Source organism: Pseudarthrobacter raffinosi, from assembly GCF_023913835.1.
In the GTDB taxonomy this organism is placed as follows: domain Bacteria; phylum Actinomycetota; class Actinomycetes; order Actinomycetales; family Micrococcaceae; genus Arthrobacter; species Arthrobacter raffinosi.
Genome location: NZ_JAMXBG010000012.1, coordinates 29,081 through 45,233 on the forward strand (window position 1 = coordinate 29,081; position 16,153 = coordinate 45,233).

Annotated in this window: 11 protein-coding genes; 7 read left to right on the plus strand and 4 right to left on the minus strand. The window is 66.8% G+C overall.

Annotated features, from left to right (window positions below; genetic code table 11):
- Window positions 1-9: 9 nt before the first annotated feature.
- The gene (locus tag NG697_RS12950; RefSeq protein WP_252598268.1) at window positions 10-945 is read right to left on the minus strand and encodes an ABC transporter substrate-binding protein; all 936 of its coding nucleotides are present in this window, start codon (window positions 943-945) and stop codon (window positions 10-12) included.
- Window positions 946-1,251: 306 nt separating this feature from the next.
- Complete coding sequence (locus NG697_RS12955) at window positions 1,252-1,959, minus strand: 3'-5' exonuclease (RefSeq protein WP_252598267.1); 708 nt, start codon at window positions 1,957-1,959, stop codon at window positions 1,252-1,254.
- Between the two features lie 63 nt (window positions 1,960-2,022).
- Between NG697_RS12955 and NG697_RS12960 the strand changes: the two genes are divergently transcribed.
- The 3 genes from NG697_RS12960 to NG697_RS12970 are packed head-to-tail and all read left to right on the plus strand — an operon-like array spanning window position 2,023 to window position 9,448.
- The gene (locus NG697_RS12960) at window positions 2,023-2,439 is read left to right on the plus strand and encodes an MGMT family protein (protein WP_252614439.1); all 417 of its coding nucleotides are present in this window, start codon (window positions 2,023-2,025) and stop codon (window positions 2,437-2,439) included.
- Window positions 2,436-5,891, plus strand: a complete 3,456-nt coding sequence (locus NG697_RS12965; protein WP_374209924.1) for an ATP-dependent helicase — start codon at window positions 2,436-2,438, stop codon at window positions 5,889-5,891. The genes NG697_RS12960 and NG697_RS12965 overlap by 4 nt, the downstream gene beginning before the upstream one ends.
- Window positions 5,888-9,448 (plus strand): ATP-dependent helicase, encoded by a 3,561-nt coding sequence (locus NG697_RS12970; protein ID WP_252614440.1) that lies wholly within the window; start codon window positions 5,888-5,890, stop codon window positions 9,446-9,448. Before NG697_RS12965 ends, NG697_RS12970 begins: the two co-directional genes overlap by 4 nt.
- Before the next feature lie 38 nt (window positions 9,449-9,486).
- Here the strand turns inward: NG697_RS12970 and NG697_RS12975 are convergent, their stop codons facing one another.
- On the minus strand, window positions 9,487-10,731 hold the full coding sequence (locus NG697_RS12975) for a macrolide 2'-phosphotransferase (protein ID WP_252609027.1): 1,245 nt from the start codon (window positions 10,729-10,731) through the stop codon (window positions 9,487-9,489).
- Between the two features lie 167 nt (window positions 10,732-10,898).
- Between NG697_RS12975 and nudC the strand changes: the two genes are divergently transcribed.
- From nudC to NG697_RS12995, 4 genes are all read left to right on the plus strand, one after another.
- Window positions 10,899-11,921 carry an NAD(+) diphosphatase gene (gene nudC, locus NG697_RS12980; RefSeq protein ID WP_252598263.1) on the plus strand — a complete coding sequence of 341 codons (1,023 nt, stop codon included), beginning with the start codon at window positions 10,899-10,901 and terminating at the stop codon, window positions 11,919-11,921.
- Between the two features lie 68 nt (window positions 11,922-11,989).
- Entirely contained in the window at window positions 11,990-14,125 is a 2,136-nt protein-coding gene (locus NG697_RS12985) for an ATP-dependent DNA helicase UvrD2 (protein ID WP_056343866.1), read from the plus strand.
- Window positions 14,122-14,733, plus strand: a complete 612-nt coding sequence (locus NG697_RS12990; RefSeq protein ID WP_252598262.1) for a M48 metallopeptidase family protein — start codon at window positions 14,122-14,124, stop codon at window positions 14,731-14,733. Before NG697_RS12985 ends, NG697_RS12990 begins: the two co-directional genes overlap by 4 nt.
- 133 nt (window positions 14,734-14,866) lie before the next feature.
- A complete protein-coding gene (locus tag NG697_RS12995; RefSeq protein ID WP_252614441.1) occupies window positions 14,867-15,535 on the plus strand; it encodes a dihydrofolate reductase family protein in 669 nt (222 codons plus the stop codon).
- 39 nt (window positions 15,536-15,574) lie between these two features.
- Here the strand turns inward: NG697_RS12995 and NG697_RS13000 are convergent, their stop codons facing one another.
- Window positions 15,575-16,087 (minus strand): dihydrofolate reductase family protein, encoded by a 513-nt coding sequence (locus NG697_RS13000; RefSeq protein ID WP_308293090.1) that lies wholly within the window; start codon window positions 16,085-16,087, stop codon window positions 15,575-15,577.
- Between the last annotated feature and the right edge of the window lie 66 nt (window positions 16,088-16,153).

The following is a 16,153-nucleotide window of genomic DNA, read 5'->3' on the forward strand; positions in this document are numbered from 1 at the left end:
AAGTCCAGATCAGCTCTGGGGAGCCGGAGCAGCTTTGCTTCCCGGCTTCCAGTCGGCGGGGGTCTCGCGGTCCGGGTACCATTCCTTGGTCAGCTTGGACCAGGTGCCGTCAGCAATTACGGCATCAAGGCCGGAGTTCAAAGCGTCGATCAGGGCCTTGTTGTCCTTGTTCACGGCGTAAGCGGTGAAGTTCTGGGTGTTCACAACAGACTCGGCGATGACAGTTCCGTCGCCGTCCTTCACCTGGCCGGTGGCCTGCTGCGAGGGTGCCACCCAGGCATCGATCTGGCCGTTGCGCACGTTGGCGTACACGGTGGCGTAGTCCGGGAAACGGACCGGCTCGAGCTTCAGGGTGTTGGTGGCGTAGTCGTCCTGGACCGTGCCCTGGACAACGCCGATGCGGACATTGGCATCCAGGTCTGCGAAGCCCTTGACGTCGCTGTCGGTCTTGGCAACGACAGCCATAAAGCCGAAGTCGTAGCCGTTGGTGAAGCCCACGTTGGCGCGGCGGGCGTCTGTGGTGGAAATCGAGGACGATCCCACATCGAACTGCTTAGTCTGTACCTGGGAGAGCAGCGCCGAGAAGTCGGTGGCTACGAACTCGACCTCGAGGCCAAGCTTGCCGGCAACGGCGCGCAGGAGCTCGTTGTCGTAGCCGGTGAACTTGCCGGCGGGGTCGATGAAGATATTCGGCGGGGCGTCGGAGAGCGTGCCAACTTCAAGCTTGCCTTCGGTGTTGAGGCCCAGCTTGGTCTTGTCGATCTGGTCCAACGGCGTGACGTCGGCGGTGGTGTACTTGTCCAGCGTCTGCTGGTCACTGCCGGCGAGGGCATCGGTGGGCGTGCCGCTCGGCTGGGCAGTCCCGCTACCGCAGGCGGCCAGCGAGACAGCCAGCGCAACCGCGACCGGAACGCTGGTCAGCCACTTCATGGCTTTGGTCTTCATGAGAAAGTCACTTTCATCAGAGTCATAAGATCAACCGGGCCGAAGGCTGCGCGTCAGGCGCCTGGCGCCTTGCTCCCAAATGCCGGCCGGCCGGGGCGGGATTACCGCTGAACTTAATCATCTCATTTCCGGCTTTCAGCGCCTTCGGACGAATAAGACCTTGCTTCAATGCGCCTCTTGCCGAATTAGTGGCTGCAGTTGACTCTTCCTGAACATCTGATGAATGAAAGCTTCCCGCGCGGCCGAATCTGCGGGTTCCGGCAGCCGCAGTCAGCGGTTCCGGGCTAAATGTGAGTTAGCTCTCAACTAGAAGTCACCGCTGGCGTCTTCCGGTGGAAGGACGGGCCATTCCCCTTCGATCACGGCGGCGGGCTTGGTCTTGCGCAGGTAGTTCTGGAAGTCCGCAGCTTGGCTGACAGCCCAGTCCTTTTGCAGTTCGTGAAGCTGGCTGGCCGGCATCTTGAGCTTGGGAAACTTGATGGCCATCGCATCCAGCATCCGGAGCGTGGCCAAAGCATCCGCGGCCGACGTATGGGCGTTGTCCAGCGTGATGCCGTATTCCTCACACAACGCCGTCAACGTGCGCTTTCCCTTGCGGTACCGGTCCACCTGCTTGTTCATGATGAACGGGTCCAGGACAGGGAACCGGCTCAACTGCCGGACGCCGTAGCGGGCGGACTCAGCGGCCAGGACGGTGAAGTCGTAGCTGGCATTGAAGGCAATGACCGGAATGCCGGCGTCGAACAGGTCCTGCAGGACAGTGGCGAGCTCCGCGGTGACTTCATGGACAGGCCGTCCCTCACGCCGGGCCTGCTCCGTGGTGATGCCGTGGATATCGCTGGCCTCGGTAGGGATTTCGACGCCGGGATCGGCCAGCCATTCGTGTTCGGTGATCACGTCCCCCTTGTGGTCCACCACGGTGACCGACGCCGTGACGATGCGCGCGGCACGCGAATTCCGTCCGGTGGTTTCGAGATCGAAGGCTGCGCGGGGAAGGGTGTTCCAGGTGGTCATGCTTCAACGCTACCGGCCAGCACCGACAGGATCGTGCAGCGCCACTGCCGCTAACCTTGATGTATGCGGACTGAGTACATTGAGGCGGTGCTCGCGCTGGTCGAGCTGGTTCCACCCGGCACCGCACTGGCCTACGGCGATGTGGCCGAGCTGCTGGGATCCGGCGGTCCGCGGCAGGTGGGCCACGCCATGAGCCACTACGGCAGCGACGTCGCGTGGTGGCGCATCCTGAAGGCAAGCGGCCAGGGTCCGGAAGGCCACGAGGCCGAAGCCCTCCGCCACTACCTGCAGGAGGGGACGCCGCTGCTCGGCAACCACGATGCCTTCCTGCGTACCGGCGAAGGCAAATGGCGGGTAGACCTGATGGCAGTACGCTGGGCCCCGGGCGAGGATGACTTCGACCGGGTTGACGCTATTGCGGAGCAGCTGGAGCGGCGGCTGCATAGATTGTCGGTGGCTGATGATGAAATGTCTGTGTGACCGTAACAATCCCCGATGTTGATACCGCCGAGTCCGCACGCACGTCAGCGAGGCCCGCGTCCGCGGCCGGACGATCCGGCGGAACGGGCCTCCGGCTTCTCCCGCCGCGGCAGCTGCACGCGGACGTGCCGGCGTTGTCTGCGGACCAGCGCGACGCCGTCGACGTGCCCCACGGCTCGGGGCCTGTCCTGGTTCCCGGCGCACCCGGAACCGGAAAATCAACGGTCCTGATCGAAGCCGCCGTCCGTGGGGCCCTGCAGGACGGCGTGGACCCCGAGCGGATCCTCATCCTGGCACCCGGACGCCTCGCCGCCGACTTACTCCGCGACCGCTTCACCGCACGGCTGGACAGGAGCCTGAGCACCACACCGGCCCGGACCTGGGCAGCCTATGCGTTTGACCTGATCCGCCGGGCCAAGGCTGAGGGAATCCTTCCGCTTCCCCGCGCGCCGCGCCTCCTGTCAGGCCCGGAACAGGACCTCATCATCCGCGAACTCCTGGAGGGCCACCGGATGCCGGGCTTGGAACTTCCGTGGCCTGCCGACCTGGAAGCGGCACTGGAGACGCGGGGTTTTCGGCACGAGGTACGCCAACTCTTCGACCGGATCATCGAATCCGGCCGGACCGCCGGCGACCTGGAGGAGCTGGGCCACCAGTGCGGTCGGCCCGATTGGATCGCCGCCGCGGCGCTGTACACCGAGTACCGGGATGTCCTGGATATGCGAATGCCCGAGGCCTTCGACCCCGCCGGCATCATCACTACGGCCCGGCAGATCTTCCAGGACACGCCTGACTTCCTGGCCGCGGAACGGGACCGCCTCCAGCTGGTGCTGGTGGACGATGTGCAGGAGGCGAACCCTGCCGTGTTCGAACTGCTCGCCGATATCGCCGCCGGCAAGGACTGCTATGTCGCCTACTCCCCGGACACCGTTGTGCAGGGCTTCCGCGGGGCCAGGCCCGACTTGGTCGCGGAGCTGCCGCGCCTGCTTTCTGCGGACGCCGGGGTCGTCGAGCGGCCGCTGTGGCACACCCATCGGCACGCCCCCGCCATCGCGGCGGCCTGGCTCGGCGTCGCGGGCAGGATCTCGCAGCGTGCGGGCGGCCAGCTTGCCAGACGGCTCGAGCAGCCCGAACCCCTGGCCGGAACCGCGCACGGGCCCAACGCCGTCGTCGAACCCCAAACTCAGCCCGCCGGCACGGTGGAAGCACACCTGGTGCCGTCCCCGGTCCACGAACTGCGGTACGTTGCGCAGCGCATCCTGGACCAGCACGTCAACCATGGCCGCGACCTGGCAGAGATCGCCGTGATTGTACGAAACGGCGGACAGCTCAGTGAGCTGCAGCGCTACCTCACGGGCCAGGGGATCCCGGTGCGCGTTCCGGTAGCCGAGTCCGCGGTCCGAGATGAAGTGGCCGTACGCCCGCTGTTGGACGCCTACGCCATTGCGCTGGATCCTGAACTGCTGACTCCGGAAGCCGCCGTCGCCCTGCTGACGTCGCGCATCGGGGGCGCTACGTCCATTGAACTGCGCCGGCTACGCCAGTCGCTCAGGCGGGAAGAGCTGCTGGGCGGCGGCGGACGGACCAGCGACGCCCTGCTGGTTGAAGCATTATCGGAACCCGGCGCCCTGGGGACGCTGGGCCTGGAAGGCCGTTCCGCGCGCCGGACCGCACGCATGATCCAGGCAGGGCGGAGCGCCGCCGCCGCGCCCGGCGCCAATGCCGAGACCGTGCTCTGGGCCCTGTGGCATTCCACCGGACTGGCCAATGCGTGGACCGAATCCGCCCTCATCGGCGGTTCCCATGGAGCCCGCGCCGACCGGGACCTTGATGCCATGATGGCGCTCTTCCATACAGCCGAGCGCTACGTGGACCAGATGCCGGGCGCCGGGCCGGAGCAGTTCCTCGAGTACCTCCTGAACCAGGAGCTGCCGATGGATACCCTGGCCGCGCGGGCCCAGGTGGACGACGCCGTCGAGCTGATGACCCCGGCCAGTGCTGCCGGGCGGCAGTGGCCGGTGGTGATTGTGGCGGGGCTGCAGGAAGGCGTCTGGCCCAATACCCGGCTCCGCGGTGAGCTGCTGGGCAGCAGCCTGTACGCTGACGCCGTCGAGCATGGGGTCAGCTATGCATTGCAGCTGGACCCGCTGAGCCGGCTGCGGGAAATCCGCTACGACGAACTCCGGAGCTTCTCCACGGCCGTTTCCAGGGCCTGCGAGATGCTGATCTGCACCGCTGTTTCGTCTGAGGACGACCAGCCGTCGTCCTTCCTCGACTATGTGGCGCCGGTTGAGCCGGGCGCCGAGGGCAGGGGGTTCACGCCGGTGGAACGGCCCATGACGCTGCGTGCCCTGGTGGCCGAGCTGCGGCAATACGCGCAGCTGGATGGAAAGTATGAGCCCGAAGCCGCCGAGGCCGCCAGGGTCCTGGCCGGACTTGCCGCCGCGGAACCGGCGGTCCCGGGAGCGCATCCGGACAGCTGGTGGGGCCTGCCCCCTTTGACGACATCGGAACCGGTTGTCCCGCCCGGAGGGACGGTTTACGTCTCGCCCTCGAAGGTGGAATCCGTGCAGAAATCACCGCTCGACTGGTTTATGCAGGCGGCCGGCGGAGAAGCCGCCACGGACTTCGCCCGGAGCCTGGGCACCCTGGTGCACGCCATCGCGCAGGACCTGCCGGAAGCCTCCGGGGGCGAATACGTCGCCGAACTCATCCGCCGGTGGCCAACCCTGGGGATGAAGGACAACTGGGAAGGCAAACTCGACTTCCAGCGTGCCGAAACAATGGTGCGCAAGCTCGCCCAGTACGTCCTGGTGATGCGGAGCGAGGGCCGGAGCCTGCTGGGCGTCGAGCAGGACTTTGAGGTCCGGCTGCCCGATGTTCCGCCGGCGGACGCCGGGCAGGACGATGCCGAGTCCGTCGGAGATTTGGCTGGCGGGACCGACCTTCCCCGCGCCGCCGTGCTCCGCGGCCAGGTTGACCGGCTGGAGATCGACGCCGAAGGAAGGCTGGTCATTGTGGACCTCAAGACGGGCAAAAGGCAGCCTGGCAAGGCAGAGCTGTCCCGCCATCCGCAGCTGGGGGCCTACCAGGCGGCGGTCCTGGCCGGCGGTTTCACGGACGTACACGGACTGCCTGGCGCAGCAGAATTCAGCGCAGCAGAACCCGGTGCACCAGTGCCGGACTCACCAGCGCCGGGCTCACTCGTGCCGGGCGGCGCAGTACTGGCGCAGCTCGGAACAACTACCAAAAGTCCCGGCGTCCAGCAACAGGAACCCTTGGAGGCCCAGGATAACTGGGCGCTGGACATGGTCACCGATGCGGCCGCGGTAATGTCCGGCAGCAGCTTCGAAGCCAGGCATGACCCGGCAAAGAGCAGCCATGGGGGGCACGGCTGCAGGCTCCCTGAGGTCTGTCCACTCTGTGTCCGCGGAAAGCAGGTCACCGAATGAGCCAGCCCCAGGTTCCAGAGCCCCTGTTCAGCCCGGAGCAGCTGTCCATGCTGTTGGGTGAAAAGAACACGCCGACCCCCGAACAGTCGGCCATCATTTCCTCACCCTTGGCTCCCCGGCTGGTGATCGCCGGGGCGGGTTCCGGCAAGACCGCCACCATGGCCGACCGCGTCGTCTGGCTCGTTGCCAACGGCTGGGTCAGGCCTGAGGAAGTCCTGGGCGTAACTTTCACCAGGAAGGCAGCAGGCGAGCTGGCCACGCGGATCCGGTCCAAGCTGGCGGCACTGCAGCGCGTCGCTGCCCAGGACACTCAGCACGAACTGTTCCCCGAGGGGCTACTCAGCAGCGACGCCCTGGAGCCCAAGGTGTCCACCTACCACTCATTTGCGAGTGGCATCGTTTCTGACTACGGGTTGCGGCTGGGCGTGGAACGCGACGTTGTGCTGCTCGGCGGAGCCCAAGCCTGGCAGCTCGCCAGCGAAGTAGTGGAAGCGTTCGACGGCGAGTACAGCCACTTCAAGGCAGCCAAGTCCACACTGGTCAAGGCAGTCATCCAGCTGGCGGGGGAGTGCGCAGAGCACCTGCAGGAACCGGCCGACGTCGAGGCCTGGCTTCTGGCGCGACTCGCTGAGTTTGAAGAACGTCCCTACGTGGCCGGGGCGAACAAGAACGCCCCCCAGGCAGCCGGTGAACTGGCCGCGATGCTGCGCACCAGGGCAAGCGTGGCTGACATGGTGGGCCGCTACGCCGCCGCCAAGAAGTCACGCGGGGCATTGGACTTCGGCGACCTGGTGGCACTCGCGGCCCGTGTGGCCACGGAAATCCCCCTTGCTGCGGACATGGAACGCCAGCGCTACAAAGTGGTGCTCCTCGACGAGTTCCAGGACACGTCGTATGCGCAGTTGGTCCTGTTTTCGCGGCTTTTCGGCGCGGGCCACGCGGTCACCGCCGTGGGGGACCCCAACCAGTCGATATACGGCTTCCGGGGTGCTTCGGCAGGTCAGCTCTTCCACTTTGTCCGTGAATTCCCTGTCCGCGTGGACGGGGACGACGGGCCGGGACGTTTCACGCTGGCCCCTACGTCGTACCTCACAACGGCGTGGCGCAACGGCCGGGCCATCCTGTCCGCCGCCAACATCATGTCAGAGGCCTTAGGGCGCGCCGAGGCGCAGAAGGCCACTGCCGGCAGCGCCGCTGAGGGCAGCTCGGCAGGCAGTACCCCGGCGGGCACCGCCGCGGAAGGCACTATCCCGGTGGGCACGGCTACGGCGGCGGCGAATGTGCCGCCCCTGCAGCCCAGTCCCTTCGCGGTGGAGGGACGGGTGGTACTGGGCCGCTTCGGCACAGACCTCGACGAAGCGGCCGCCCTTGCCGAGGACGTCATAAAGTACCGGGTCACGGACTTTGAACGTGAGGCCGACGGCACACCGGTGCCGCCGGCACTGGCTGTCCTGTGCCGGCGGCGGGCCCAGATGGAAACCATCCGGCGGGAGTTTGAGGCGCGGGGGATTGCCTACGAAATCGTGGGGCTCGGCGGACTGCTCGACACTCCCGAAATCGTTGATCTGGTGGCCACGCTCCGGGTGCTTGCCGATCCCGGACGCTCGGACTCCCTGATGCGCCTCCTGGCCGGCGCCCGTTGGCGGATCGGGCCGGCAGACCTGATGGCCTTCCGAGACTGGTCCAGCCACCTCGCACGCCGGCGTGGCCGCCCCGCAGGCGCGGCCACGCCGGAGGACGGGCCTGCTGACGCGTCCGACGAGGCCGTCATCGAAAGCGACCTGACGGACGGTGCCAGCCTGGTTGAAGCGCTGGACTGGCTGCCACGCGAAGATTGGACCTCTTCCCACGGTCGGTCGCTGACCGAAGTGGCCCGCGACCGCCTCGGCAGGCTTTCGGCGGAGCTCAGGCAGCTGCGCGGCTACCTCGGGGACGACCTCACCACTCTGCTCGGCGAAGTGGAACGCGTTATGTTGCTCGATATCGAAGTGGCAGCACGCCCGGGGACCAGCATCCACCAGGCCCGCCGAAACCTGGACGCCTTCCAGGACGCGGCGGCCGGCTTCCTGCGGACCTCGCACCGAGTGGACATCCTCGCCTTCCTTGCCTGGCTGGAAGCTGCCGCGGCCGAGGAAAACGGCCTCGAAGCTCCGCCGTCGGATATCAACCGCGAGGCTGTGCAACTGCTGACCGTCCATGCGTCAAAGGGCCTGGAATGGGACGTCGTCTTTGTACCGGGCCTCAACGCCGGCGCCTTCCCCAGCAACAAGGACTCGCGCTGGAGCAGCGGCGCGGCGGCCCTGCCGTGGCCGCTGCGGGGGGACCGTTCGGACCTGCCCCAATGGGATACCGACCAGCCGGACCAGAAGGGCTGGCTGGACGCCGAGAAGGACTTCAAATCAGCCGTCCAGGTCCATGGTGAGGGCGAGGAACGCCGCCTGGCATATGTGGCCTACACCAGGGCAAAGCACGTCCTCTGGGTCTCCAGCGCGGCATGGGTGGGCTCCAGGGCAGGCCGTGCTGAGATGTCACCTTTCCTCGCTGAACTGGAACAGCTTGTCGGCTCCGGCCCCAACACGGCCCCGGTGGACGCCGCGGAAATCTGTCCCGCCATAGTGCACCCGGCGTCAGTGGACGAAACCTCCCTGCCTGAAAAGAGCCCGTTGACTACCGAAACGGAGGTGGCCGGATGGCCCTATGACCCCCTCGAAGGTCCCGTGGATGCGCGGACCGGGGAGCGCCTGCGGGTGGTTCCCGGCAGGCGGCTGGCCATGGAGGGCGCCGCGGCACGCGTCCGGGCCGCGTTGGAGCCCGAGGACTCTGTGCCGGTCCTTGAGCCTGCATCCGCCAATGAGTCCGGGCCAAGGATCCGGGGCACTGCGGCGGGCTGGGCCAGGGAAGCTGCCTTGCTGCTGGAACGGCGGTCCAGGCGTGCCTCCGGGCAGGACGTTCATTTGCCCGGCCACATCTCGGCGTCCACGCTGGTGGATCTTGGAGAGGACCCGGCGGGGGTAGTGGGCAGGCTGCGAAGGCCTGTACCGCGTGAGCCCGGCATGTTGGCGAGAAAGGGAACGGCATTCCACGCCTGGGTTGAAGAGTACTTCGGCGCAGCCGGAATGCTGGATCTCGGCGAGGCCCCCGGATCCGACGACCACATTGATGCCGCCTACGACCTCGACACCATGGTGGCCACCTTCAAAGCCTCGGAATGGGCCGACAGGTCACCGGCTTTTGTCGAAGTTCCGGTGGAAACGCGGGTGGGAGACGTCGTGGTGCGCGGGCGCATCGACGCCGTCTTCCAGGACGCGGACGGGAGGTGGGACCTCGTGGACTGGAAAACCGGCCGCCGGCCCTCTGCCGCCCAGCTGCGGGCCAAATCGGTGCAGCTCGCCGCGTACAGGCTGGCCTGGGCCCGGCTCAAGGGCGTGGCAGTGGAGGACGTCAGGGCCGCCTTCTTCTACGTTGCGGACAACCAAGTCGTGCGCCCGCACGATCTGGGCTCCGCTGAGGAGCTTGAACAGATCGTGGCCACCGCCCTCGACGTCAGTGCTTCCTGAGGTCAGCGCAGGCTGACCTCAGGAAGCGTTCCCGGGTGTCAGTGCTTCCTGACGTCGACGATGCTGATGGCCGCGGTGGACGTGTCCTCGGCGGACGGGCGCACTGACGGCTTGTCCGCCGGTGACTCGTCTGCAGAGTCTTCGTCCGCCGGTGCTTCGTCGGCCGGGAGGTGCTCAGCCGGGATAGGGCTGACTTCCACTGCGGGCACCACCGGAACAGGCTCCACCGACGGGACGGGCACGGGGACGACGGTCACCGCCGGAGCAGCGGCCACACCCACCGCGTGGGACTGGGCTGCGGGGGACTGGGCGGCGTCGTCGGCCAGGGCAGCCGGGGCTGGCAGCGGCTCGACACTGATGGCCTGGCCGCCGTGCTCTTCGACGTCGGCCGCGAGGGTTTCCAGCATGCCTTCGGCTTCGGCAACCATACCCGCGTCGCTGGCAGCGATGGCCTTGACCAGGTATTGCGCCAACGCGAACTCGGCAGACAGGGCAGCTCGCCGGAGCAGGTGCTGGTCCGGGGAGTCGCGGCGGCTGCCGGTGTAGCTGGCAAGAACTGCGTCCACGAAATCCTGTTCGTTCGAGGCAACCAGCCAGGCGAAGTCGTCGGCGGGATCCCCGATCCGCAGGTCCGTCCAGCCCGTAACGGCCGTGACGCGGCTGCTTTCCACGAGCAGGTTGTCCTCATGGAGGTCCCCGTGGACAACGCACGGGTTGAACCGCCACAGTGAGACGTCTTCAAGGGCATGTTCCCAGCGGAGCAACAGCGACGCCGGGATTTTTCCGGTTGTGGCCGCCTGGTCGAGCTCGTTGAGCCGGCGCTGGCGGAATTCGTTGGGCGTGTAGCTGGGCAGGTCGGCATTGCTGACCAGGGAGTGCGGAAGATCATGGATGGCCGCGAGCGCTGTCCCGATTTCCCGGGCGAGCGCGGCCGGACCCGCGGTGAGTTCTTCCACACTTTGGGTGCTTCCGGCCAGATGGGAGTACACAAAGGTGCTGAGGTTACCAAGCCGGACGCTGCCGGCAACCGTGGGCATCAGGAAGGGCAGCTCGGCCCGGATGGCCGGTACGAATGCCCGGAGGACGAGGAACTCCGTCTCGAGCCTGGCGCTTGCTTCCGCATGCCGCGGGGACCTGACCCGCCACTGTTTGTCTTCGGAATCCAGCAGCAGCGCGGAGTCAAAATCCGCGGGATCGTCCGCAGCGGAGCTAACGGCGGTTGGGGTCAGCCCGGGGACTGCCGCGGTTGCTACGGCTGCCAGTTCGATCGGTTTTCTTCTCACCGTTCCACGGTAGATTGAGTGGCGTCCAAGACAACGATGTGCGGCGGCGAGTCTCCAGATATGCTGCAAAAGTCGGCTCCGCACCCGGTCCGGACGTCCACACCACCTGTCCTGCCGAATGTCCCCGCCGAATGTAAATTGTCAGTCCGAATCAGTACGGTGGACACATGAGTCATGCGGAGTCCGCTATACCGGCCTACCAGCCGCAGGCAGCCCAGCTGCCGGCCAACCACCTGTTCGATACCGTACTGCCGGTTCTCCCTGCCGCGGTGGACCGGGGCTCCGCAGACCGTGTCCGGCCAGGCATGGTTGAGGAATTGCTGGACAGCGAACACACCCGGGCAGTGGTCCTTGCCGGGCGGCAGGCCCTGGTGCAGGGCAACCAGCTTCTGCTGCCCGCAGCCGCCCAGTTGCTGGCTGACCTGCGGGACCGTGGCTCAGCCCCGGAACAGGTCATCTATCTTGGCGCCGCGCTGGACGGCTCGGATCTTGCCGCCGGCACCGAAGTGGTCCTTGTTGTCCTTCCTGAACCTGCCGAGCCCGGCACTGCCGGAATCCCGGCCGGCGCGCAGTGGGCCGGCTTCCGCGACATCGCCGCCGTCCTGAACCCCACTGATACGGCGTTGTTCGTCGAGGCCAGCGCCATCGCCAACTGGCATGCCGGCCATACGCATTGCCCCCGGTGCGGGGCCCGCACTGCCGTGGAGGCCGGCGGCTGGGTCCGCCGCTGCCCCCAGGACAGCTCGGAACACTACCCCCGGACGGATCCGGCCATCATCGTCACGGTGGTGGGGCCGGACGGACGGCTGCTGCTCGGTGGCGGCGGGCCGGTTGACGCGAAGAATTACTCCACGCTGGCCGGATTCGTTGAACCAGGCGAATCCCTGGAACAGGCTGTCGTCAGGGAAATCCACGAGGAAGTGGGCGTCCGGGTCACGGGCTGCCAGTACTTGGGCTCGCAGTCATGGCCTTTCCCGGCCTCCCTTATGCTTGGATTTACCGCCATCACCGAAGACGCCGTGGCAAAGCCCGACGGCGTGGAGGTAACCCGTGCGCGCTGGTTCAGCCGGGAGGAACTCCAGGATGCCGTGCTCACCGGCGAAATCACCATCTCCAGCCGGCTGTCCATTGCACGCTCGCTGATTGAGCACTGGTATGGCGGCCGGATCATGGACCGCACGGACACCTGACACCCGGAACAGGCATCACCATTGGCCAGACGCCAGCACGTGGCAGTCGCGACAACAGAGCAGCAGAAGTGACCACAGAGAATTTTGACAGTGCAGAGTCCCTTGAGGAACGAATCCTTGGGGGACTTGACGCTGAACAGCGCGAGGTCGCCAGCACCCTGAACGGGCCGCTGTGCGTCCTTGCCGGTGCCGGCACCGGCAAGACCAGGGCCATTACGCACCGGATTGCGTATGGCGTGCACTCAGGGGTGTACAGTCCCCAGCGGCTCCTCGCCGTGACGTTCACGGCCCGGGCCGCCGCGGAAATGCGCAGCAGGCTGCGGGATCTCGGCGTGGGCAATGTCCAGGCGCGCACCTTCCACGCCGCCGCCTTGCGGCAGCTGCAGTTTTTCTGGCCGCAGGCGGTCGGCGGCACGCTGCCCAACCTGCTGGACCACAAGGCCCAGATGATCGCCGAAGCGTCCCGCCGCCTGCGGCTCAGCACTGACCGCGCGTCCATCCGGGACCTCGCCTCCGAAATTGAGTGGGCCAAGGTCTCCATGCTGACCCCGGCCAACTACCTGGAGAACGCACAGGGCAGGGGAACGCCCGGCGGGTTCGACCTCACCGCCGTCGCCCGGGTCTTCCAGTCCTATGAGGATGTCAAGACGGACCGCAACGTCATTGATTTTGAGGACGTACTCCTGATCACGGTGGGGATCCTGCAGGAGGACCAGAAAGTCGCGGCCACCGTTCGTGAGCAGTACCGGCATTTTGTGGTGGACGAGTACCAGGACGTTTCGCCGCTGCAGCAGCGCCTCCTGGAGCTGTGGCTGGGCGGGCGGGACGAGCTGTGCGTTGTGGGCGATGCGAGCCAGACGATCTACTCGTTTACCGGCGCTTCGCCCAAACACCTGCTGGGATTCAAGGCCCAGTACCCTGAGGCCAATGTGGTGAAACTGATCCGGGATTACCGTTCCACGCCGCAGGTGGTCAAGCTGGCCAACGATCTCCTGGCCGCGCGGCGTGGCGGCGGGCCGGTGGCCGATGCGGCCTGGGCGGCTCCGCTGCAGCTGGTGGCGCAGCGGCCGGCGGGGCCTGTCCCACAGTTCACCGAGTGCTCCGACGATGAAGCCGAAGCCGCCACGGTCGCCATCAAGATCCAGGAATTGCTCGACGCCGGCACTCCCGCCAGCCAGGTGGCTGTCCTTTTCCGCACCAACGGGCAGTCCCAGGCCTACGAACAGGCGCTTGCGGCGGCCGGCATCAGTTACCAGCTGCGCGGTGGTGAGCGGTTCTTTGCCCGCAAGGAAGTGCGCGACGCCATTCTTCAGCTGCGCGCGGCAACCAGGGCCGTCGCTGAAACGGCGACGCCGGAACCGCTCGGCCAGCTGGTCCGCGATATCGTGGCCTCGCTCGGCTACACGGACGCCCCGCCCCACAACGGCGGCGCGCTGCGCGAACGCTGGGAGTCCCTGGCAGCGCTGGTGGCGCTCGCGGACGAGCTGGTCCACGTCCGCGGCGAGCAGTTCAGTCTCAGTGACTTTGTTAATGAACTCCAGGAACGGTCGCTGGCGCAGCACGCTCCCACTGTCCAGGGCGTGACGCTTGCATCGCTGCACGCCGCGAAGGGCCTCGAATGGGACGCCGTGTTCCTGGTGGGACTCTGCGAAGGCCTGATGCCCATTTCCTTCGCGGACACACCCGAATCCGTGGATGAGGAGCGCCGCCTGCTCTACGTGGGCATCACCCGCGCCCGCGAGCACCTGTCTCTGTCCTGGTCCACGGCACGGACACCGGGCGGCCGGGCCAACCGCAAACCCTCACGCTTCCTCGACGGGCTCCGGCCCAACTCGGTGGCCAGCTCCAGCGCCCGCGGAAAAGGGCCGGCGCCGCGCCGGAAATCGGCGGCCCCCGCCACCTGCAGGGTCTGCGGGAGCATGCTGGCCAGCGGCGCCGAACGCAAGGTGGGCCGCTGCAACGACTGTCCTCCCAGCTACGAAGAACAGACATTTGATGCCCTTCGGCAATGGCGGAAGGAAATTGCGCTGGCGGCCGAAGTGCCAGCATTTGTCGTCTTCACAGATGCCACGCTGACGGCCATCGCAGAGGCCAAACCGTCCACGCTGGAGGAACTGGCGGCACTGGCCGGCGTGGGTCCGTCCAAGCTGGAACGCTACGGCGAAGACGTGCTGCGGGTGCTCGTCGAAAGCACCACCCTGTGACCCGCCGGCCGGCAGGACAGGACACCCTCCCCGTCACCACGGCGGACGGATCACCGGTTGAGGTGCGGCGGTCGGCCCGCCGGACCAGGACAGTGGCTGCCTTCTGGGAGAACGGGACGGCAGTGGTGGCCATTCCGGCCCGGTTCACCGCCGCGCAGGAGTCTGAATGGGTGCACCGCATGCTGGAGAAGCTGCACCGCCAGGGGGAGCGGCGCTCCCGCAAAGGAAGCAAACAGCCGGCCACTGACACTGCCCTGGCCGCCCACGCCGCAGCCCTTTCGGCCCGGTACTTCGGCGGCAGGGCAGTCCCGACGTCGGTCCGCTGGGTCAGCAACCAGAACTCGCGCTGGGGCTCCGCAACACCGTCGGAAGGATCCATCCGGCTCTCCGACAAGCTCCGGCCCATGCCGCCGTGGGTCATCGACTATGTCCTGCTGCATGAGCTCGCGCACCTGCTGGTGGCCGGGCACAATGCCGCGTTCTGGAAGCTGTTGGAGGCTTACCCCGAGACGATGCGGGCCAAGGCGTTCCTGGAAGGCGTCTCGTTCGCCACGTCCCGGGGCCTGACCGCGGGCAGCACTGATTCAGAGCCGGGCGACGCCGACTAGAGCGTCTCTCCTAGCCGTCGCCTAATGATCGGGTCGAGCCGGGGAATGGTTGCTTCGCAGGGGGATCATGTGTCAGCCTCGAAAGTGATCCCGTCGCCGGGGCGACGACGGGCAACAGGGAAAAGAGCACGGCATGGGACTCATCCATATCGACCTGTTCACCACGCTCGACGGCGTCGCGCAGGCGCCCGGCGGGCCGGACGAGGATGCTGACGGCGGCGTCGCGCAGGCGCCCGGCGGGCCGGACGAGGATGCTGACGGCGGCTTCGCGTTTGGCGGCTGGCAGGCGCCCCTCCTAGATGAAGTCGTCGGCGAGCAGGTCGACTCCGGGATGGTGGGGATGGACGCGCTGCTGCTTGGGCGACGGACCTACGACATCTTCGCCGCGTACAGGCCGCACGCGGACGGGGGAATTGCGCGGCTGTTCAACCGCCTCCCGAAATACGTGGCCTCGCGCCAGTCGCCGGTCCTCGAGTGGGCCGACTCAACACTGCTGGGTCCTGATGTCGTCGCTGCCGTGCGCGAACTGCGCGACCGGCACGCGAACATCCACGTCATTGGCAGTCTCGACTTCGTGCAGACCCTGTTCGCCGAGCGGCTCTTTGACCGGCTCACGCTCTGGGTGTATCCGATCCTCCTCGGCGGTGGAAAGAAGGTTTTCGCCGACGGGGTGGTTCCGACGAACCTCAGACTCATCGAGCCGGTCGTCGCCTCACCGAAGGGTGCAGTGCTGCAGCGCTACGCGCTCGCCGATGGCACCCCTGGGGTCGGCGATATGTCTGCCAGCGACCAGGAAGGTTAGGCTGAAGCTGCATTCCACGACATTGCGCCGCAACACACGCTAGGCGCCGTCGCTCGAATAATTCAGCTGTACCACGCCATTGCCGAACGTCCGTGTCCCTTCGAGCCTGAGGTCCATCCGGACGTCAGGGGCCTCGAACAGCGGCCGGCCCTGCCCGAGGACCACGGGATGGACGAGGATTTGGAATTCGTCGATCAGGCCGTGCCGCATGAAGGTGGAGGCCAAGTTGGCGCCACTCAGGACGATGTCGCCGCCGGGCTGCGCCTTCAGTTCCGCGATCTGTTCAGGCACGACATCGTGAATCACCGTGGTATTCCAGTCGGCCTGCGTGAGGGTGCGTGAAAAGACGAACTTGGGCATCTCGCGCCAGACCCCGGCGAACTCGACCATGGGCGCCGAGAGGTCCGGATCCTGATCGGCAGTGGGCCAGTAACCGGCCATCAGCTCATGGGTGACGCGCCCGAACATGAAGGCCCCGGTCGTCCGGAACTGCCCGTTCAAGTGGCGGAGGAGTTCGTCATCCACCAGGTGCCAGCTGATGTCCCGGTTGATCGTCTCGAAGAATCAGTCCAAAGACACCGACATCAGCAGGATGACCTTGCGCATCCGAGTACCTCC